This window comes from Prauserella muralis (genome assembly GCF_003202285.1).
Taxonomy (GTDB): Bacteria; Actinomycetota; Actinomycetes; order Mycobacteriales; family Pseudonocardiaceae; genus Prauserella_B; species Prauserella_B muralis.
Map to the genome: position 1 here is coordinate 1,430,429 of NZ_MASW01000002.1, position 19,375 is coordinate 1,449,803.

Consider the following 19,375-nt stretch of genomic DNA (forward strand, 5'->3'; position numbering starts at 1 on the left):
CACCGGGATGGACCGGCCGGGTCACCGATGGCCTAGTCCGTTGCCGTGGGGAACGGGCACCCGGTGCAGCACACCGCGGACCACGTCGACGGCCGAACGGCGCGCGGCGTGCGCCTCGGTGGTGAGCACGAGCCGGTGCGCGAGCACGGGCACCGCGACGGCGTGCAGATCGTCCGGCACGACGTACTCGCGGCCCGACAGCGCCGCCTGCGCGCGCGCCGCGCGCACGAGCTGCAACGTCGCTCGGGGCGACGCCCCCAGCCGCAGCTCCGGCACCTGGCGGGTGGCCGAGACCAGCTCCACGGCGTACTGGCGCACCTCGGGCGCGATGTGCATGCCCCGCACGGCCTCGATGAGGCGATGCACGGTGGCCGCGTCGGCCACCGGTTCCAGGCTGCTGAGCGGGTTCTGCCCGGCGTGCTCGTCGACCATGGCCAGCTCGGCCTGCGGGTCCGGGTAGCCGATCGACACGCGTGCGGTGAACCGGTCGCGCTGCGCCTCGGGCAGGGCGTAGGTGCCCTCCATCTCGATCGGGTTCTGGGTGGCGATCACCATGAACGGCTCGTCGAGGTGATAGGTCGTCGTGTCGACGGTGACCTGCCGCTCCTCCATGCACTCCAGCAGCGCCGACTGCGTCTTCGGCGAGGCGCGGTTGATCTCGTCGCCGACCACGATGTTGGCGAACACCGGGCCGGGCCGGAACTCGAAGTCGGCCCGCTGCCGGTTGTAGATGGAGACGCCCGTGACGTCGCTGGGCAGCAGGTCCGGCGTGAACTGGATGCGGCTGACCGTGCAGTCGATGGAGCGGGCCAGCGCCTTGGCCAGCGACGTCTTGCCGACGCCTGGCACGTCCTCGACCAGCAGGTGACCCTCGGCGAGCAGCGTGACCAGCGCGATGCGCACCACCTCGGGCTTGCCGACGAGCACCCGCTCGACGTTGTTCGCGATCCGCCGGGCGGTGTCGTGCAGTTCGTCGAGCCCGGCGGGGTGGGAGTGCCCGGGGGAGGCGCCGTTGGGATACGTCTCGCCCGGGCGGTAGGGCACCTGCCCGGGTGTCTGCTCCCCGCTGAGTTCGGCGGTTGAAGCAGACTGTGCTCTCGACGTCACACGACCTCCTGGTGCCGAAGCCCTCGCGCATGCCACGAACGTGTGGTGATCATTCGTGTGCCGGGCTGGTTGTCGCCCTTCCCAAGCCTGCCACGAAGTGTGTCAAACCCGGGCGAACTGCGCGCCACAACCCCGTGCTCACGCACTGTCACGATAGTTCTTGCCCTGTTCAGGTGAGAGGAACCGGGGGCTCCCGGTAACGGTGGGTTCTGACCTATGCTCGGAGCGAAACCGGTCGGCTACGAAAGAGGCGCGGGCGATGGCCGAGGTGGCAGTCACGACGGGCGGAACAGCGGCGGTGTCGCCGGTGCCTGCCGAGGCTTTCGCCGTCTCACCGGAGCTGGCCTCCGACGCGTTCCGGCGGCTGAGTCAGCTGCAGGACGTCGTGGGCCAGATGGTCAGGCAGGCCAAGGTACTCGGCCGGTCGGTGCCGCTGGGCGGCGGGTACGCCGGTGAGGTCGGCGAGTTCATGGCCAGGTACGGCCTCGACGGCGACGGCTCGGCCGTCGCGTCGCTGACCCGGTTCGGCCGGGAGCTGGAGAACCTCAAGACGCAGATCACCGTGGCGCTGGAGCGCTACGAGCGCGAGGACGAGGCGGCGGCCGACGGCGTCGACTGCAAGGGCGGTGGCTGACGGCGTGCCGATCCGTCGCCCGTTACTGCTGCTGTGCTGTGCCGGCGTCGCCGTGCTGGGCACGGCCTGCGGCCAGCCGCGCACCGAGGCGGGCACGCCCGTCGCGGCGTCCGCCTCCGCCACCACCGCCACCGCACCGGCCGCGAGCCGGGGCGCCCTCGACCCGTGCGCGCTGCTCGGCCCTGCCGACCGGTCGGCGGCGGGGCTCACCTCGCCGGGGGTGGCCAAGCGGGTCGGCGAGGCCAGCGCGTGCGACTACACCGAACCCGGCACCTTCGGCGTCACGATCACCGTCGACGGCACCTCCGGCCTCGCGGACCTCCGGACGGAGCACGGCAGGGCGGAGCCGCTGCGCATCGGCGCGCACGACGCGCTGCGGGTGGCCGACGAGCAGGCCGACGACGGCACCTGTGCGGTGCTGCTCGGCACGGGCGAGTCCGCGAGTGTGCACGTCGACGTCAGCAACAGCAGCTTCAGTGACACCGCGCTGGCCTGCGACCGGGCGCGGACGGTGGCCGACCTGATCGAGGCGAGGTTGTAGATGAGCGAGGCGGCGGCGCCCGGCGAGCGGCGGCGGTACGAAAGCTACTCCCACGAGGAACTGAAGGCCGAGGTGGAGACCGGCAACGAGCCGGGTGAGGCCGGGGAGATCGGCGCAGGCTGGGCGGAGCTGGGCAGGCAGCTGCACGACTCGATCGACGAGCTCGTGACGCTGTCGGGGTCGAGTGAGCAGCTGTGGCAGGGTCCCGCGGGTGAGGCCCTGCGCGCGGTACTGGACCGCGCCGCGCACTGGTCGGCCGAGACCGCCGTCGCGTCGGCTGCCGTGGGCGACGCCGTGGCCAGGCAGGCCGAGGCCGCGGCCCGCGCGAGGGCACAGATGCCGGAGCCGGTGGGCTACGACCCGGCGGCGATGATCCGCGACGCCGCGTCGAGCGGCAGCATCCTCGCGCTCGCCGGGCTGTCCGCTGCGCTGACGGCGCGCGCGGCCGAGGCGGAGTCCGCCCGGCAGCGGGCCGTCGACGTGCTCTACGCGCGTGACGAGGCGCTCGCCTCCGCCCTGCCGGACGTGTCGTTCTCGGCACCGCCTCCGCTGACCTCGGGCTCACCGTGATCCGCGTCTCCGCGTCGGCCTTCGACATCCTGTGGTCGGACCTGGGCCACCGGCTGCCGCCGTCGCCGCTGGCCGTGCGCAGCGTCGGGCGGACCGACGCGGAACGTGCCGCGATCCGGCGCGACGTCTACGCCAACCTCGCCGAGCGAGGGCTGCACTCCGGCGGCGAGCTCGACGCCACGCTGCGCGAGCGGCTGGACCTGCTGGCCGGTGCGTCGGTGTACGTCGAGTGCGAGGCGATGCTGGACGTGAACGAGCCCGAGCCGGTGCGGGCGGTCGCCGCCGTGCGCGGCGCACAGGGCGTGCTGGCCGTGCAGCCGCAGCGCACGATCGGGCTCGAGGCGGTCCGCGACGGTGAGCTGTTCTCCGCCGCGGTCGGGGTGCTGCCCGCCTTCGAGCCGGGGCCGGGCTACGGCGTGAGCCTGCCGTCTGCGGCGCTGGGCGGCGCCGCGCAGGATCCGGTGTACGGCCAGGGCGCCTCGCGCGGCTCCCGCGCCTTCGAGCAGCAGCTCCGGGAGGTGCTGGCGATCCAGGCGCGGCCGGTGCTGGGCGCGGGGCAGTTCTCGGTGCGGGTGCGCCGCGACGGCGCGCTGCGCAGGCTGGGCGGCCTCAGCTGGTTCGTCACCGACGTCGGTGCCTACCTGGGTACGGTCGCGCTCGGCAGGGGCGGCGAGGACTGGGTCAGCGTCGCTCCGGCCGACCACGAGCGCCTGGCGTCGCGGCTCGCCGACCTGCTCGACGCCTGAGCGACCTCCCGCGGCGGTGCCGGCCGCCCCACGTCCCACCACCGGCATCCCCCACGATCCACCACCGGGACCCCGGTGACCGCTCGTCGGCGCCTCCGGTGGCGTCCCGCGGACGCCCGGAGCGGGCTCGGCATCACCCACGGCGGCGATGGCCCCCCACGGAGCCCCACCCGCACCCCACCCTGTTGACCTGGGAAAACTCCGCGAGCATGCGCACGATCGGGCTGTTTCGCCGTTGACTGTGGCGGAAAGTGGGGTACGGTGGTGCTCAGTGGGGCGGAAGGGAGCCTCGTGGCCGATCTCGGCAGGATCCGCGCTCGTGGGTTCGGCACTGGTCGGTAGGGGAGGTGGTGGCCGGTGTTCCTCGGCACCCACACCCCGAAGCTGGACGACAAGGGGCGGCTGACGCTGCCCGCGAAGTTCCGTGACGCGCTGGCGGGTGGGCTGATGATCACCAAGGGACAAGATCATTGCCTGTACGTCTTCCCGCGCGCGGAGTTCGAGCAGATGGCCCGCAAGGTCGCGGAGGCACCGTTCACGAACGAGGCCGTGCGGGCGTATCAGCGGTACCTGTTCGCCGGCACCGATGAGCAACGGCCCGACGGGCAGGGGCGCATCGCGATCGCCTCCGAGCTGCGGCGCTATGCCGGGCTCAGCAAGGACTGCGTGGTGATCGGCGCGATCACCAGGTTGGAGATCTGGGACGCCCAGGCGTGGCAGGGCTACCTGGAGGAAAACGAGGACAACTACGCCAAGGCGCAGGAGGAGATCCTGCCCGGCGTGTTCTGACGGCCGGCACCGGCACCCGCGCTGTCGGGGGGCGCGGGTTCTGCCCGGCCGTGAGGGGGACGAGGGCGTCCCGGCGTGGATGCCGTCAGGCTGCGGCCCTGATGCACCTTCCCCGGTATCAGGTCCGCAACCTGACGGCATCCGCCCGGGCAACGATTCGGGGCAGGTGAGGCGAAAGGGGGTGCGGCCGTGCACGACGAGCCCGCGCACCTTCCGGTCCTGCTCGACCGCGTCCTCGAACTGTTCGCGCCCGCGCTCGCCGACCGCGACGCCGTGCTGGTCGACACCACCCTCGGTCTCGGCGGGCACGCCGATGCCCTGCTGTCGGCGCATCCCGCGCTGCACCTGATCGGTCTGGACCGCGACCCGCGGGCGCTGGAGCGGTCGCGGACCCGGCTCGCCCGGCACGGCGAGCGGGCCCGGCTCGTCCACGCCGTCTACGACCAGCTGCCCGGCGTGCTCGCCGAGCTCGGGCTGTCGCGGGTCGACGGCGTGCTGATGGACCTCGGGGTGTCGTCGATGCAGCTCGACGAGGTCGAGCGCGGCTTCGCCTACGCCAGGGACGCGCCGCTGGACATGCGCATGGACGCCAGCAGGGGGATCACGGCGGCCGAGGTGCTCAACACCTACCCGGTGCCGGAGCTGACCCGCATCCTGCGCGAGTACGGCGAGGAGCGCTTCGCCCACCGCATCGCCAAGGCCGTGGCGGCCGAGCGGGAGCGGGAGCCCTTCGCCCGCAGCGAGCGGCTGGTGCGGCTGCTCTACGACACCGTGCCCGCGCCGAGCAGGCGCACCGGCGGCCATCCGGCCAAGCGCACCTTCCAGGCACTGCGCATCGAGGTCAACGGGGAGCTGGACACGCTGCGGGCCGCCGTTCCCGCGGCGATCGACGCGCTCGCCGCGGGGGGCCGGATCGTCGTCGAGTCCTACCACTCGCTGGAGGACAGGATCGTCAAGCGTGCGTTCGCCGAGCGGGCCAGCTCCCGTACCCCCGAGGGCCTTCCGGTCGAACTGCCCGGCCACGGCCCCGAGCTCCGGCTGCTGACCCGGGGCGCGGAGAAGGCGGGGGAGCGGGAGATCGAGCACAACCCGCGCGCCAGCTCGGTACGGCTGCGCGCGGCCGAACGGATCGGAGTGGCTGCCTGATGACCGCGCCCGCACGGAGCCGTACCCGCACCCGTACCCGGACGCCGCCCGTCCGCACCCGCCGCCAGGCCATGGCGTCGGCGCCCGCCGTCACGCCGGAGCTGCCCGATGTCGGTGCGCCCCGGCGGCGCAGCTCGGCCGCCGAGCGGGCCTACGCCCGCCGCGCGCAGCGCGCCGACGAGCTGCGCCGCGCCGACGGGCCCGATCTCAGGCAGGGCCCGCCGCGGCTGCGGTTGCGCTGGCCGCGGTCCCGCGCGTCGTTCGTGCTGCTGCTGATGGCGCTGCTGGTCTCCGGGGTGGCCGCCACGCTGTGGCTGTCCACGCAGGCGATCACCGACTCCTACCGGCTCGAGGAGCTGCGTGAGCAGAACGCGCGGCTCGCCGAGCGGGCCGAGCAGCTCCAGCGCGACGTGGCCACCGCGGAGTCGCCGTCGTCGCTGGCCGAGCGGGCCAGGGCACTGGGCATGGTCCCGGGCGGCAACCCCGCCCGGCTGGTGGTCGGGGAGGACGGCACCGTGCGGGTGGTCGGCGAGCCGAGCGAGGCGACCGCCCCGGCGCCGCCGCCCGAGCCCGACCCCGACCCCGAGCCGCAGCAGCCCGAGCAGAACCAGCACGCCCAGGACCCGCAGGCACAGGACCCACAGGCACAGGGCGGGGACCGGCAGGCCCAGGACCATGCGGAGAACCAGGCGCAGGACCAGCAGGCACAGGGCCGGCAGGGCGGGGACCAGCAGGGCCGGCAGGAGGAGCAGGGGACCACCGGAGGGGACTAGATGCCAGCTCAGCCACGTTCGCGGCGGGGTGCGGGGGCCGCCCGCAGGGGTGCGGGCACGCGCCGCACCTACTCGGCCAGGGCGCGCCGGGGCACCGCGTCGGCGATCGACAGGAACAACCGCGGCCGCTACGTCGTGGGCCGGGTGGTCCTGGTCGTGGTCCTGGTGGCCGCGGGGCTCAAGCTCGTGCAGGTTCAGGGTTTCGAGGCGGAGGCGCTGTCGGCGAAGGCCGAGCGGCAGCGCACCACCACGATCGACATCCCCGCCCAGCGGGGGTCCATCCTGGACCGCAACGGCGCGGAGCTGGCCTTCAGCGTGGAGACGCGCACGTTGTGGGCCAACCTGCGCCTGATGCGCAAGACGTGGGGCGAGTTCGCCAAGCAGAACCCGGACTCCGGCCAGAACTACAACACCCGGGTGGCCGAGATCGCGAGGTTCATCGCGAGCAAGGTGCCGGACAAGACCACCGAGGCGGAGCTGCTGGCGGACTTCCACAAGGGCGCCAGCTTCACCTACCTCGTCGACAACGTCGAGCCGTCGGTGGCCGACGAGATCTCCGAGCGGTACCCGGAGATCGGCTACGAGAAGCGCGCGATGCGCGAGTACCCGGGCGGTGAGCTGGCGTCCAACATCGTCGGCTTCGCGAACTGGCGCATGGACAACCCGGACGTGTCCAAACACAACATCCACGGCCTCTCCGGACTGGAGAGCATGCGGGACGCCGACCTGGCAGGCACGCCGGGCAGGCAGATCGTGGACACCGCGCAGGGCAACGACAACGTCGTGATCCCGGGCACCGAGCGCGACCTGCAGCCCGCCGTTCCCGGCTCGGACCTGGAGCTGACCATCGACTCCGACCTGCAGTACGACCTGCAGCGCAAGCTCGCGGACTACGTGGCGCGCTCGCGGGCCAAGGGCGGCAGCGCGGTGATCCTCGACTCCCAGACCGGCCAGGTCTACGCGCTGGCCAACGACAAGACGTTCAACCCGAACGACACGAGCACGCTCCAGCCGGAGCTGATGAACAACACCGCCGTCACCACCCCGTACGAGCCCGGGTCGGTGAACAAGGTCGTCACCGCGGCCGCCGCCATCGAGGCCGGCCTCACCACGCCGCGCGCGGTGCACCAGGTGCCCGGATCCATCCGGATCGCCGACCACACGGTGCACGACGCGTGGGACCACGGCACCCAGCCGTACACCACAACGGGGATCTTCGCGAAGTCGTCCAACGTGGGCACGCTCATGCTCGCCGAGAAGCTGGGCCCGGACCGGTACCTGGAGATGCTGCGCAAGTTCGGCCTCGGCAAGCGCACCGGCATCGGGCTGCCCGGGGAGAGCCCCGGTTACGTGCCGCCGCGCAGCCAGTGGTCGGGCACCACGTTCGGCAACCTGCCGATCGGGCAGGGCCTTTCGATGACGGTGGTGCAGATGGCCAGCATGTACCAGGCCATCGCCAACGACGGCGTGCGCGTCGAGCCGAGGATCGTCAGCGCGAAGATCACGCCGGACGGCAGGCGGGTCCCCGAACCGAAGCCGAAGAGCGCGCGGGTGGTGAGCGAGAAGACCGCCGACACCGTCAAGGACATGCTGCGGGCGGTGACGCAGGACGGCGACACCTACCACCGGGGCACCGCGCCCGCCGCCGCGCTGGAGGGCTACCAGATCGCGGGCAAGACCGGCACCGGCCAGCAGGTCGACCCGGCGACCGGCGCGTACAGCAACAACCTGTACAACATCACCTTCGCCGGCATCCTGCCCGCCGACGACCCGCGGTTCGTGGTGGGCATCCGGCTCGACGCGCCGGACACCACGGTGCCGGAGGGAAGCTCGGCAGCGCCGCTGTTCCACGACATCGCGTCCTATCTGGCCCAGCGCTACCAGATCCCGCTGTCGGACAAGCCCGCGCCGGTCGTCCCGCTGATCATGTCCTGAACCGGCCCGGGGTGCCCGGGCCGGTCCAGCAGCGAGGTCCTACAGTCCCGCGGTGCGGAAGCGGCGCACCGACAGCGGGACGAAGATCGCCAGCAGCAGCAGCGACCAGCCCGCGGTCGCCAGCACCGGGTGCGCGAGCGGCCACGCCAGATCGCCCGTGGGCAGGCCGGGGTTGCCGAACAGCTGCCGCAGCGCCACCGTCGCCGCGCTCACCGGGTTCCAGTCCGCGATCGCCTGCAGCACGGCGGGCATCCCGTCGGTCGGCACGAAGATGTTCGAGATCATCGTGACCGGGAAGATCAGCGGGCCGATCCGGGCGGCGGTCTCCTCGTTCTTCGCCAGGGCGCCGAGGAACACGCCCACCCACGACACGGCGTACTGCAGCAACAGCAGCAGCCCGAACGCGCCGAGCGTCGCGCCGACGCCGTTGTGGGCACGCCAGCCGAACAGCAGCCCGCAGGCCGCCATGATGACCAGGCTGCCCGCGGCGACGAGGAGGTCGGCGGCGGTCTGGCCGAACGGTACGGCCGAGCGGGCCATCGGCATCGAGCGGAAGCGGTCCATCACGCCGAGGCCGTTGTCCTTGGCGATCACGGTGAGCGAGCCCATCACCCCGAACACGGTGCCCATCACGAACAGGCCGGGCATCAGGTACTCGCGGTAGTTGCCGCCGCCGGGGATCGGGATGGCGCTGCCGAAGACGTAGCCGAACAGGATCACCGACACCAGCGGGAACGCGAACGTCGCGACGATCTGCCCTGGCTGGTGCTTGAGCTTGAGCAGGTTGCGGCTCATGACGGCGAGACCGTCGGAAAGGCCGGTGCGCAGGCCGGAGGACACGGCGGGCGCGCTCATCGGGCGGTCTCCCTTCCGGGCTCGGTGGACTCGCTCGTCTCGGCGGGTTTGCCGGTGAGCGTCAGGAACACCTCGTCGAGCGTGGGGCGCCGGATGCCGACGTCCACGGCCTTGACTCCCGCGTGGTCGAGGTGGCGCACCACGTCCGGCAACGCCAGCGTGTCGGCCCCCACCGGTGCGCTGACCCGCCGGTTCACCGGATCGACGTCCGGCTCGGCGCCGGTGCCGGCGAGCACGGCGAGCGCGCGGGCGGCCTCGTCCAGGCCCGCGACGTCGTCCACCACCACGTCGATCCGGCCGCCGATCGTGGCCTTGAGCTGGTCCGGGGTGCCCGAGGCGATCACCGTGCCCGTGTCGATGACGGCGATGTGCTGGGCCAGCTGGTCCGCCTCGTCCAGGTACTGCGTGGTGAGCAGCACGGTGGTGCCGTCGGCGACGAGCCCGCGCACGGTGTCCCAGATCTCGTTGCGGCTGCGCGGATCCAGCCCGGTGGTCGGCTCGTCGAGGAAGAGCACGGTGGGGGAGACGATGAGACTGGAGATCAGGTCCAGCCTGCGCCGCATGCCGCCGGAGTAGGTGCGCACCAGGCGGTCGGCGGCGAAGGCGAGGTCGAACCGTTCGAGCAGCTCGTCGGCGCGCCGCCGGGCGCGCGCCCCGCCGAGGTGGAACAGCCTGCCGAAGATGCGCAGGTTCTCCCTGCCGGTGAGCTGCTCGTCGAGCGCGGCGTGCTGGCCTGCCAGGCCGATGCGCCTGCGCACCTCCCGGGACTCGCGCACCACGTCGAAGCCGGCGACGGTGGCCCGGCCCTCGTCCGGCCTGGTGAGGGTGGCGAACACCCGCACGGCCGTGCTCTTGCCCGCGCCGTTGGGCCCGAGCAGGCCGTAGACCGTCCCCGCGGGCACGGTCAGGTCGAGCCCGGCCAGGGCCTGGGTCTCGCCGAATCTTTTGCGTATTCCCTCGGCGACGACGATGGCGTCGCCCGTGTCGGTCCCCATGGAAACCCCTCAAGTGAGTACGATGTACGCGGTTGACGATAGCCAGCCGAGTACGATGTACGCAACGAAGTTTCGCCAGGAGTGAAAGCCAGTGCCGAAGAGGGCGGACTCGCCGATCGAGGCGCGCATCCGCGTGTGGACCCGGCCGCCGCAGCGGTCCCGTGGCCCCGCGCCCGCCTACAGCCGGGAACGGATCGCCGACGCCGCCATCGCGATCGCCGATTCCGACGGGCTGGACGCGGTGACGATGCGCAGGGTCGCCGCCGAGCTCGGCACGGGCGCGATGAGCCTCTACCGCTACGTGGAGAGCAAGGAGGGCATCTTCGAGCTGATGGGCGACCGGATGCTCGGCAGGCAGGAGTGGCGGGAGCTCACCGGTGACTGGCGCACCGACCTTGCCGACCTGGCCCGTGGCCAGCGGGCACTGTTGCTCGCCCACCCCTGGCTGCTGCGCATCTGGTCGGGCAGGCCCGGTTTCGGGCCGCACACCATGCGCGGCTTCGAGCGCAGCCTGTCCATCGTGGACGGTCTCGGTCTGGACATCGACGCGATGCTCGAGACGGTGAGCCTCGTCGACACGTGGGTCAACGGCTACGTGCGCGCGGAGCTGGACGCCAAGGAGTTCTTCGGTGGCAGCTCCGACGAGGACGTGCACCATGCCCTGGGCCCGTACCTGGAGCAGGTGATGAGCAGCGGCCAGTACCCGCTGCTGACGCGGGTTCTCACCGATGCGGCGTCGCCGCACATCGAGCCGGACGCCCGCTTCGAGCGCGCCCTGCAACGGATCCTCGCCGGCGTCGAGGCCACCCTGCCCGGCCGGCGAGGAGCGTGAGCGGCTCGGCTACTTGACGTAGAGGGACTCGATGTCGTCGGCGTAGTTCTTGCTCACCACGTTGCGCTTGAGCTTCAGGCTCGGCGTGATCTCGCCGCCGGACTCGGTGAAGTCGTGCGGCAGGATGGTGAACTTCTTGATCGCCTCGGCGTGCGAGACCTGCTTGTTCGCCTCGTCGACCGCCGCCTGCACCGCCGCGTGCAGGTCCGGGTCGTCGGCAAGGTCCGCCACCGTCGCGTTCTCCGGCTTGCCGTTCTGGGCCTTCCACGTCGGGAAGAACTCCTCGTCCAGCGTCACGAGCGCGGCGATGAACGGCCGCTGGTCGCCGACCACCATCGCCTGGCTGATCAGCGGGTGGGACTTGAGGGTGTCCTCGAGGCCGGACGGCGCGACGTTCTTGCCGCCGGCGGTGACGATGATCTCCTTCTTCCTGCCGGTGATCTTCAGGAAACCCTCGTCGTCGAGCTCACCGAGGTCGCCGGTGTGGAACCAGCCGTCCTCGAGGCTCTCCGCGGTCGCCTGCTCGTTGTTCCAGTACGAGCCGAACACGACGCCGCCCTTGAGCAGCACCTCGCCGTCGTCGGCGATGCGCACCGACACACCGGCCACCGGCCTGCCGACCGTGCCCACCTTGAAGGCGTCCTCGGTGTTGACGTTGGCCGCCGCCGAGGTCTCGGTCAGGCCGTAGCCCTCGTACACCGGCACGCCGATGCCGCGGAAGAAGTGCGCCAGCCGGGCGCCGAGCGGCGCGCCGCCGGACACCGCCGCGATGCAGCGGCCGCCGAGTGCAGCCCGCAGCTTGGTGTAGACCAGCTTGTCGAACAGCAGGTGCTTCAGGCGCAGGCCGAGCCCGGGGCCGCCGGCGTCCTTCGCCTCGCTGAACGCCACCGCCGTGGCCTCGGCCGCGTCGAAGATCTTGCCCTTGCCCTCCGAATGGGCCTTGAGCTTGGCTCCGTTGTAGACCTTCTCGAACACGCGCGGCACCGCCACCACGAACGTCGGGCGGAACGTGCCGAGGTCGGCGACCAGGTTCTTGATGTCGGCCGTGTGCCCGAGGGTGGCGCGCGAGGTGAACGCGGTCAGCGCGATGGCCCTGGCCAGAATGTGCGCGAGCGGCAGGAACACCAGCAGCGAGTTGCCCGCGCCCATCAGCTGCGGGAACGCGTTGATGTCCGCGCGGACCTCCTCGAGCAGGTTGCGGTGGGTCAGCGTGACGCCCTTGGGCCTGCCCGTGGTGCCCGACGTGTACACGATGGTGGCGACGTCGTCGGCCTTCACCGCGCGGCGGCGGGCGTGCACGTCGTCGTCGGCCACATCGGTGCCGAGCGCCGTGAGCTCGTCGATGGCAGGCTTGCCGCCCTCGATCTGCCAGGCGTTGTCGAGGCCGGAGAGCCTGCCCCGCACCTCGTCGAGGGCGGCCAGGTGCTCGTCGGTCTCGACGAACACGCCCTTGGCGCCCGAGTCGGAGAGGATCCAGTGCACCTGCTCGGCCGAGGAGGTGTCGTAGATGGGCACGGTGACAGCGCCCGCCGTCCAGATCGCGAAGTCGAGCAGGGTCCACTCGTAGCGGGTCTTGGACATCAGGCCGATGCGGTCGCCCTGCTTGATCCCGGCCTTCACCAGGCCCTTCGCCACGCCGAGCACCTCGGCGGCGAACTCACGGGCGGTGACGTCCCGCCAGGACGAGTCGATCTGGCGCCGGAAACTCACGGTGTCGCCGAAGCGCTCGGCGTTCGCCCAGACGACATCCGACGCGTTCTCGTCGTCGGCAACCGGCCGATTTGCGGGAGCGCTGTACTCGCGCACGTGAACCTCCGTGTCCAACCAGTGTTACTCGCCGGTCAACTTAGCTCGTGGGGGAGGTGTTGGCCATGGGCGGGTCATCACGATCCGGTGAGCATGCCATTCTCACCTCATGCACGCCGTGTCCGGTTCTGTGGGCCAGCCAGCACTCGACCTCGTCGACGAGACGTTCCTCGCGGTGCCGCCGAGCACGGTCGCCGCGGCCTTCGCCGACCCCCGCTCGTGGGCGTTGTACTGGCCTGACCTGGTGCTGGAAGTCTACACCGACCGCGGGGAGAAGGGCTTGCGCTGGACGGTGCGCGGGGCGCTGGTCGGCACCATGGAGGTCTGGCTCGAGCCGGTGCTCGACGGCACGCTGCTGCACTACTTCCTGCGCGCCAGCCCGGCCACGGCACGTCCGCTGAAGGCCCGCGAGCTGAGCCGCGAGTTCGACCGCAGGGCGCGGGCCGCGAAGGCGATCGCGCTCGGGCTCAAGCGGCAACTGGAGGACGGCCGCCCGCCCGGCGAGCCGCCCGCCCACGCCTGACCGGCCGCCTGGGTAGGCTGGTCACCGTGCGGGTTCATGTCGTGTCTGACGTGCACGGCAATGCCGAGGCGCTCGCCCGCGCCGGAGAGGGCGCCGACGCGCTGATCGTGCTGGGGGACCTTCTCGACTTCGTCGACTACCACGAGCACCACAGGGGCATCCTGGGCGCGCTGTTCGGCGCCGACAACGTGGCCACGTTCGCGCGGCTGCGCAGGGAGGGCACCCGCGAGGAGACCGTGGCCTTCTCCCGCTCGCTGTGGGCGAGCCTCGACGACCCCGCCGCGGCCGTCGACGAGGCGATCCGGGAGCAGTACGCCGCGCTGTTCGGCGCCATGACCGCACCCACCTACGCCACGCCCGGCAACGTCGACGCACCCGGGCTGTGGCCCGAGTTCGCGGGTGCCGGTGTGCAGGTGGCCGACGGCGAGGTCGTGGAGATCGGCGGGCTGCGGTTCGGCTTCCTCGGCGGCGCGCTGCTGCCGGAGGGCGTCGTGCCCCGCAAGGGCGCCGTCTGGCGGCCGTACCTGCGCCCGGCCGACGAGTTCGACGCGGCCGCGGCGAAGCTGCGTGACATCGACGTGCTGTGCAGCCACATCCCGCCCGCCGTTCCCGACCTGACCTACGACGTCGTGGCCCGCAGGCCGGAGATCGGCTCGGAGGCGCTGCGGGAGCTGATCACCGAGGAGGAGCCCAGGTGGGCTCTGTTCGGGCACGTGCACCAGCCGCTGGCGCCCGGGCAGCGGCTCGGGCGCACCGAGTGCCGCAACGTCGGCCACTTCAAGCAGACGGCGCGCCCCTACGTGCTGCGCTGGTAGCGGCCCGCAACCGCTACGCTCTAGCCCCATGGCCGAGCAGTCCACGCAGTCCATCGAGGTCGACGCCGCGCCAGAGCAGATCATGGCCGTGATCGCCGACCTGCCCGCCTATCCGGAGTGGGCCAAGGCCGTCCGGGAGACCGAGGTGCTGGCCACCGACGAGACGGGCAGGGCCAGGCAGGTGCGGTTCACGCTCGACTCCGGCCCGGTGAAGGACGTCTACACCCTGGAGTACGACTGGGCCGCCGACGGGCTCTCGGTGCGCTGGCATCTCGTCAAGGGCCAGATGCAGAAGGCGCAGAACGGGCAGTACGTGCTGGAGCCGAAGGGCGACCGCACGCTGGTCACCTACACGCTGTCGGTGGAGCTGGTGCTGCCGATGATCGGGCTGCTCCGCCGCAAGGCCGAGAAGATGATCATGGACACCGCGCTGAAGGAGCTCAAGCGCCGCGTCGAGAGCAAGGGCTGAGCCGCCGTGCGCGTGCTGCTGTTCACCGGCAAGGGCGGCGTCGGCAAGACGACGCTCGCCGCCGCGACCGGCGCCGCGCTGGCCGCGAGGGGCGGCAAGACGCTCGTGGTGTCCACCGACCCGGCGCACTCGCTCGGTGACGCCCTCGGCAGGCCGCTGTCGGCCGATCCCGCCGAGGTGGACACCTGCCTGCACGGCGCGCAGGTGGACACCCGCGCGCTCGCCGACGGCTCGTGGCACGCCCTGCGGGACCAGCTGCGCTCGGCGCTGGTCTCCGGCGCCGGGCTCGCCACCCTCGACGCCGAGGAGCTCACCGTGCTGCCCGGTGTGGACGAGCTGCTCGCGCTCACCGAGGTGCGCAGACTCGCCGAGTCCGGGCCGTGGGAGACGGTGGTGGTCGACTGCGGGCCCACCGCCGAGACGCTGCGGCTGCTGGCGCTGCCCGAGGCCGTGTCCGGCTACCTGGCCCGGATGTACGGCTGGAAGGCGAAGCTGTCCGGGCTGGCCCGCTCGGTGGACCGGCTGGCCGCGCACCTGGAGTCGCTGCGGGCACTGCTCACCGATCCCGCGCGCACGAGCGTGCGGCTGGTGCTCACGCCGGAGCGCGTGGTGGTGGCGGAGACCCGGCGCACGCTGACCTCGCTCGCGCTGCGTGGCATCCGGGTCGACGGCATGATCGTCAACCGGCTGATGCCCGCGCCCGGCCTGTGGCGCGGCGGGGCCGCGGCCTGGCTGCGCACCCGGCGTGCCCAGCAGGAGGAGGTGCTGGCCGAGCTCGCCGCGTCGGGCTTCGGCGACGGCCTGCTGCGGTCCGTCGAGCACCGCGCCGCCGAGCCCGTCGGGCTGCCCGCGTTGCTCGAGATCGCGCACGAGCTCTACGGGTCCGGCACCCCGCTGAGCGGTGACCACAACCTCACGCCGCTGCTGCAGGTGTCCGAAGTGGACTCCGGGTTCCAGCTGCGGATCGCCCTGCCGCTGGCCAGGGACGCCGTGGTCGACCTCGCCAGGGTCGACGACGACCTCGCCGTCACCGTGGACGGCTTCCGGCGGCTCGTCGCGCTGCCCGAACCGCTGCGCGCGTGCCGCATCGTGGACGCCGAATCCGACTCGCGGGGCCTGTTGGTCCACCTGGAGAGGACTGCATGACCGGCAACGACGACCCGCACGCCGGCGCGGCGGCGGACACGGCCACGCGCCTTGCCGAGGAGATCCGGCTGCTCGTCGACCTCGTCGTCGAGCGCGCGGCCCCGTGGCTGGAGGGTGTGCTCGCCGCCGGGCACGGCGAGCGCGAGCACACGGAGCCGCGGGGTGGCTGCGGCTGGTGCCCGCTGTGCGCGGTGGTGGCGCTGGCGCGCGGGGAGCGGCCGGAGGTGGCCGCGCGGGTGCTGGAGCACGCCGCCCAGCTCATCGCGCTGCTGCGGGCCGTGCTGGCCGACCGCTGGGAGCCGGACGAGGGCGTGCACATGCCGGGCTACACGCCCGCGCCGCGGCCCGAGCCCGAGCCGAGCGGCAACGGCCGCGTGCAGCACGTGGCCGTGCGGCCGCGGCAGGACTGGGACCAGCGAGAACGGTAGGCGGGAATGCTGACGGTCGGGGTCGACGTCGGCGGCACGAGTGTGCGCGCGGGCGTGGTGGACGAGCAGGGCACGGTGCTGGACACGGCCAGGGTGGGCACGCCCGGCGAGCAGAACGCGCTCGAGGACGCGATCGCCGGGGTGGTGGAGGAACTGCGTCACCGGCACGACGTGGCCGCCGTGGGACTGGCCGTGGCCGCGTTCGTGCGGCCGGACCGGCGCTCGGTGATGTTCGCGCCCCATCTGCCGTGGCGATCGGCCCCCGTGGCCGACCGCGTCGCGAAACGGGTCGGCCTGCCGGTGACCCTCGAGCACGACGCCAACGCCGCCGCCGTCGCCGAGCACCGCTTCGGCGCCGCCCGCGGCGCCCGCGTGGTCACGCTCGTCGCCATCGGCACCGGGATCGGGGCCGGTCTGCTGCTGGGCGGCGAGACGTTCCGCGGCGCGCACGGGGTCGCGCCCGAGCTCGGTCACCTGTGCGTGGTGCCCGGGGGGCGGCCGTGCCCGTGCGGCCGCTACGGCTGCTGGGAGCGCTACTGCAGCGGCACCGCGCTCGCCGCCACCGCCGTGGAGCTGCTGGCCACGCACCCGGCCCGCTCGACCGTGCTGGCCAGGGAGATGGCCGCGGACCCGGGCTCGGTCACCGGGCGCAAGGTCGCGGGAGCGGCCCGCGACGGCGACCCGATCGCGCAGCGGGCCATGGCGGAGCTGGCGCGCTGGCTCGGCGAGGGCCTCGCCCTCGTCGCCGACGTCTACGACCCGGAGGTCGTGGTCATCGGGGGCGGCGTGTCGGAGTCGGCGCCGCTGTTCCTCGACGAGGCCCGCGAGCACTACGCGCGCACGGTCACCGGTGCCGGGCACCGGCCGCTGGCACGCATCCGCACGGCCCAGCTCGGCGACGAGACCGCGATCGTCGGCGCGGCCACGCTGGCGCGCGAGGAACACGGCGCGCCGCACTAGGCTGGAGCAATGCTGCTCGGAAACGGCGACGGGTTCGTCAGCTGCGCATGCGGACAGCGGCACTGGGGACTGCACGGAGCCGCCGGGCTGTTGCTCTCCGACCCGCGGCGGGGAGTGCTGCTGCAGCACAGGGCAGGCTGGACCCACCACGGCCAGACGTGGGCCCTGCCCGGCGGTGCCGTGCAGCCGGGCGAGACCCCGGCCGAGGCGGCGACCAGGGAGACCCACGAGGAGACGGCCGTGCCCGCCGAGTCGGTGCGCGTGCTGGCTTCCCGCTCGGTCGACCACGGCACCTGGAGCTACACCACCGTGCTGGCCACCGTGCGCGGCCCCGTGCGGCCCCGGATCGCCAACGCCGAGAGCACCGCCGTCGACTGGGTGGACCCCGAGGACGTGGCGGACTACCCGCTGCACCGCGACTTCGCGGCGGCCTGGCCTGCCCTCAAACCGCAGCTCGACCGCGAGCTGGTGCTGGTCGTGGACGCCGCGAACGTGATGGGCTCCCGGCCGGACGGCTGGTGGCGTGACCGGGCGGGCGCGGCCGAGCGCCTGCGCGACCAGCTGGCGCCGCTGGCCCGCTCCGGGGTCCCCGCCGCCTCGATCGGCCTCGCCCACGCCGAAGGGTGGCACTGGTGGCCACGGCTCGTGCTGGTGGTCGAGGGGCAGGCCCGCCACACCGCCGCCGCGGGCGGCGTCGAGGTCGTCGCCGCCGGGCACGACGGCGACACGGCGATCGTCGAGACCGCGCGCGACGCGGTGGCCGAGCGTCCCCGTGACCATGTCGTGGTGGTGACCGCCGACCGGGAGCTACGCGAGCGCGTCCGTGCCGTGGGCGGCGGCGTCAGCGGCCCCTCGGGGCTGCTGGAGCTGCTCGGCGCCGGGCAGCGGTGATCACACCTGGGCGCCGTTGTCCGGGTCGGCGCCGTCGGGAGGGCCCTGCTTGACCCGCAGGAGCAGCAACGCGATGCCGGTGGCCAGCGCGAGCAGGCCCAGTGGGGTGGCGACGGAGGTGGACAGGCCGATCAGCCGTGGCGCGATGAGCAGCAGCAGGCCCACGACGAAGAACAGCAGCACCACGAAGGCGCCCTTGCGCGGCCTCGGCAGCGGGGGCGGCTCGGGCGGCACGTAGTGCTCGTCGTCGTCCGCGCCGGGCGGCGGGCTGCCCAGCATGGTGTCTTCCCAGCTGCTGTCGCTGCCGCGCCAGCCGGTGTCCACCGGGTCGAGGGTGCCGGTTCCGCCCGCGGGGGGCTCGCGCGGCTCCGGCTCCGGCTCGGGCGCGGGGTCGCGCTCGGCGCCGCGCCCGTTCGGCTCGCCGAAGCCCTGCGCGCGCAGGTCCGCGACGATCTCCTCGAACGTCGCGTCAACGTCCTCCGGTCCGTCGGAGCCCGGGGTTCTGCTCACCGCGCACCAACCTGCCTGACCGAGCGCACGAACTCAACACTGCGCTCGAAGATCAGCGGCGCGTCGTTGTCGAGCGTCGCCACGTGATAGCTGTCGTGCAGCAGGACCTCGGTGAGGTCGGTGCTGCGGACCCCTTCGGCGATGATCCGCGAGTTGACCGGTTCCACGACATGGTCAACGACCGAGTGCAGCAACAGCAGCGGCTGCGTCACCTTGTGCAGGTCCGCCCTGACGAGCTTCCACAGCTGCGCCAGGCTCGCGGCGGCGCGCACCGGGGTGCGCCCGTAGGCCAGCTCGGTGACGCCGGGCTTGGCGATGTCGCCCGCGACGCCCTTCACGGAGGGCACGAAGCGGGCGAGCAGGGGCAGCAGGCGCGCGTCGCGGCGCAGCGTCAGCACCGACGGGTTGACCAGCGCCAGGCCCGCCACCGCGTCGCCGTGCTGCTCGGCGAGCCGCAACGCCAGCGTGCCACCCATCGAGAGGCCGAACACGAACACCGACTCGCAGTCGCGGGCCAGCTCGCCGAACTCGGCCTCCACGCACGCGTACCAGTCGGTCCAGCCGGTCCGGTTCATCTCCCGCCAGGTGGTGCCGTGCCCGGGCAGCCGGGGCCCGCGCACGGTGTAGCCGGCCTCGGCGAGGTGCTCGCCCCACGGGCGCATGCTCGCCGGTGAACCGGTGAACCCGTGGCACAGCAGCACACCGACGTCGGGGGAACCGGTGTGTGAGAACGGCTCGGCGCCGGCGAGCACTGGCATGCCCATCGCCCTCCCGTTGAGCTTGCTGCCGTCCATCGTCGCACGGCGGCGCCGCCGCCGTGGCGCCCGGTGGGAACCTGCCCGGTTGTGAGATCCGTCGCCGCGCTCGCGCAACAGGGTGTCGCCTGTTGTGCCCGGCCAGCGCC

The 19,375-nt window shown here is 72.9% G+C and carries 22 protein-coding genes; 16 read left to right on the forward strand and 6 right to left on the reverse strand.

Annotation, left to right across the window (positions count from 1 at the left end; translation table 11 throughout):
- Window positions 1-21: 21 nt before the first annotated feature.
- Complete coding sequence (locus BAY60_RS17915) at window positions 22-1,107, reverse strand: AAA family ATPase (RefSeq protein ID WP_112282037.1); 1,086 nt, start codon at window positions 1,105-1,107, stop codon at window positions 22-24.
- 259 nt (window positions 1,108-1,366) lie between these two features.
- On the opposite strand from BAY60_RS17915, the gene BAY60_RS17920 reads away from it, so the two are divergent.
- From BAY60_RS17920 to BAY60_RS17955, 8 genes are all read left to right on the forward strand, one after another.
- Window positions 1,367-1,741 (forward strand): hypothetical protein, encoded by a 375-nt coding sequence (locus tag BAY60_RS17920; protein WP_112282038.1) that lies wholly within the window; start codon window positions 1,367-1,369, stop codon window positions 1,739-1,741.
- A 4-nt stretch (window positions 1,742-1,745) separates the two neighbouring features.
- Window positions 1,746-2,282, forward strand: a complete 537-nt coding sequence (locus BAY60_RS17925) for a DUF3558 family protein (RefSeq protein WP_245992594.1) — start codon at window positions 1,746-1,748, stop codon at window positions 2,280-2,282.
- Window positions 2,283-2,852 carry a PE-PGRS family protein gene (locus BAY60_RS17930; protein WP_112282039.1) on the forward strand — a complete coding sequence of 190 codons (570 nt, stop codon included), beginning with the start codon at window positions 2,283-2,285 and terminating at the stop codon, window positions 2,850-2,852.
- The gene (locus BAY60_RS17935) at window positions 2,849-3,598 is read left to right on the forward strand and encodes an ESX secretion-associated protein EspG (protein WP_112282040.1); all 750 of its coding nucleotides are present in this window, start codon (window positions 2,849-2,851) and stop codon (window positions 3,596-3,598) included. The genes BAY60_RS17930 and BAY60_RS17935 overlap by 4 nt, the downstream gene beginning before the upstream one ends.
- A gap of 357 nt (window positions 3,599-3,955) precedes the next feature.
- The gene (gene mraZ, locus BAY60_RS17940) at window positions 3,956-4,387 is read left to right on the forward strand and encodes a division/cell wall cluster transcriptional repressor MraZ (protein ID WP_112282041.1); all 432 of its coding nucleotides are present in this window, start codon (window positions 3,956-3,958) and stop codon (window positions 4,385-4,387) included.
- Between the two features lie 189 nt (window positions 4,388-4,576).
- Window positions 4,577-5,533 carry a 16S rRNA (cytosine(1402)-N(4))-methyltransferase RsmH gene (rsmH, locus tag BAY60_RS17945; protein ID WP_112282042.1) on the forward strand — a complete coding sequence of 319 codons (957 nt, stop codon included), beginning with the start codon at window positions 4,577-4,579 and terminating at the stop codon, window positions 5,531-5,533.
- Entirely contained in the window at window positions 5,533-6,306 is a 774-nt protein-coding gene (gene ftsL / locus BAY60_RS17950) for a cell division protein FtsL (RefSeq protein ID WP_146771033.1), read from the forward strand. The genes rsmH and ftsL overlap by 1 nt, the downstream gene beginning before the upstream one ends.
- Window positions 6,307-8,241, forward strand: a complete 1,935-nt coding sequence (locus tag BAY60_RS17955; RefSeq protein WP_112282044.1) for a peptidoglycan D,D-transpeptidase FtsI family protein — start codon at window positions 6,307-6,309, stop codon at window positions 8,239-8,241.
- Between the two features lie 39 nt (window positions 8,242-8,280).
- Here the strand turns inward: BAY60_RS17955 and BAY60_RS17960 are convergent, their stop codons facing one another.
- Window positions 8,281-9,096, reverse strand: coding sequence for an ABC transporter permease (locus BAY60_RS17960; protein WP_112282045.1), 816 nt, complete (start codon window positions 9,094-9,096; stop codon window positions 8,281-8,283).
- A complete protein-coding gene (locus BAY60_RS17965) occupies window positions 9,093-10,091 on the reverse strand; it encodes an ATP-binding cassette domain-containing protein (RefSeq protein ID WP_112282046.1) in 999 nt (332 codons plus the stop codon). Before BAY60_RS17965 ends, BAY60_RS17960 begins: the two co-directional genes overlap by 4 nt.
- A gap of 91 nt (window positions 10,092-10,182) precedes the next feature.
- Between BAY60_RS17965 and BAY60_RS17970 the strand changes: the two genes are divergently transcribed.
- On the forward strand, window positions 10,183-10,923 hold the full coding sequence (locus BAY60_RS17970) for a TetR/AcrR family transcriptional regulator (RefSeq protein WP_112282047.1): 741 nt from the start codon (window positions 10,183-10,185) through the stop codon (window positions 10,921-10,923).
- A 9-nt stretch (window positions 10,924-10,932) separates the two neighbouring features.
- Here BAY60_RS17970 and BAY60_RS17975 read toward each other — a convergent pair whose 3' ends face one another.
- The gene (locus BAY60_RS17975) at window positions 10,933-12,729 is read right to left on the reverse strand and encodes an AMP-dependent synthetase/ligase (protein ID WP_112282048.1); all 1,797 of its coding nucleotides are present in this window, start codon (window positions 12,727-12,729) and stop codon (window positions 10,933-10,935) included.
- Window positions 12,730-12,838: 109 nt separating this feature from the next.
- Here BAY60_RS17975 and BAY60_RS17980 point away from each other — a divergent pair, with 109 nt between their 5' ends.
- From BAY60_RS17980 to BAY60_RS18010, 7 genes are read left to right on the forward strand one after another with little or no spacing between them, the layout of a single operon-like run.
- The gene (locus tag BAY60_RS17980; RefSeq protein ID WP_112282049.1) at window positions 12,839-13,252 is read left to right on the forward strand and encodes a polyketide cyclase / dehydrase and lipid transport; all 414 of its coding nucleotides are present in this window, start codon (window positions 12,839-12,841) and stop codon (window positions 13,250-13,252) included.
- 26 nt (window positions 13,253-13,278) lie between these two features.
- Window positions 13,279-14,067 carry a metallophosphoesterase family protein gene (locus BAY60_RS17985; RefSeq protein ID WP_112282050.1) on the forward strand — a complete coding sequence of 263 codons (789 nt, stop codon included), beginning with the start codon at window positions 13,279-13,281 and terminating at the stop codon, window positions 14,065-14,067.
- 28 nt (window positions 14,068-14,095) lie between these two features.
- The gene (locus BAY60_RS17990; RefSeq protein WP_112282051.1) at window positions 14,096-14,536 is read left to right on the forward strand and encodes an SRPBCC family protein; all 441 of its coding nucleotides are present in this window, start codon (window positions 14,096-14,098) and stop codon (window positions 14,534-14,536) included.
- Window positions 14,537-14,542: 6 nt separating this feature from the next.
- Window positions 14,543-15,682 carry an ArsA family ATPase gene (locus BAY60_RS17995; RefSeq protein ID WP_112282052.1) on the forward strand — a complete coding sequence of 380 codons (1,140 nt, stop codon included), beginning with the start codon at window positions 14,543-14,545 and terminating at the stop codon, window positions 15,680-15,682.
- Entirely contained in the window at window positions 15,679-16,110 is a 432-nt protein-coding gene (locus BAY60_RS18000; protein ID WP_112282053.1) for a hypothetical protein, read from the forward strand. The genes BAY60_RS17995 and BAY60_RS18000 overlap by 4 nt, the downstream gene beginning before the upstream one ends.
- 6 nt (window positions 16,111-16,116) lie before the next feature.
- Window positions 16,117-17,070, forward strand: coding sequence for an ROK family glucokinase (locus BAY60_RS18005; protein ID WP_112282054.1), 954 nt, complete (start codon window positions 16,117-16,119; stop codon window positions 17,068-17,070).
- 9 nt (window positions 17,071-17,079) lie between these two features.
- Complete coding sequence (locus tag BAY60_RS18010) at window positions 17,080-17,961, forward strand: NUDIX domain-containing protein (protein ID WP_112282055.1); 882 nt, start codon at window positions 17,080-17,082, stop codon at window positions 17,959-17,961.
- On the opposite strand, the gene BAY60_RS18015 is transcribed toward BAY60_RS18010, so the two are convergent.
- Both BAY60_RS18015 and BAY60_RS18020 read right to left on the reverse strand, forming a co-directional pair.
- Window positions 17,962-18,471 carry a hypothetical protein gene (locus BAY60_RS18015; RefSeq protein WP_112282056.1) on the reverse strand — a complete coding sequence of 170 codons (510 nt, stop codon included), beginning with the start codon at window positions 18,469-18,471 and terminating at the stop codon, window positions 17,962-17,964.
- Window positions 18,468-19,229, reverse strand: a complete 762-nt coding sequence (locus tag BAY60_RS18020; RefSeq protein WP_112282465.1) for an alpha/beta hydrolase — start codon at window positions 19,227-19,229, stop codon at window positions 18,468-18,470. Before BAY60_RS18020 ends, BAY60_RS18015 begins: the two co-directional genes overlap by 4 nt.
- Window positions 19,230-19,375: the final 146 nt, after the last annotated feature.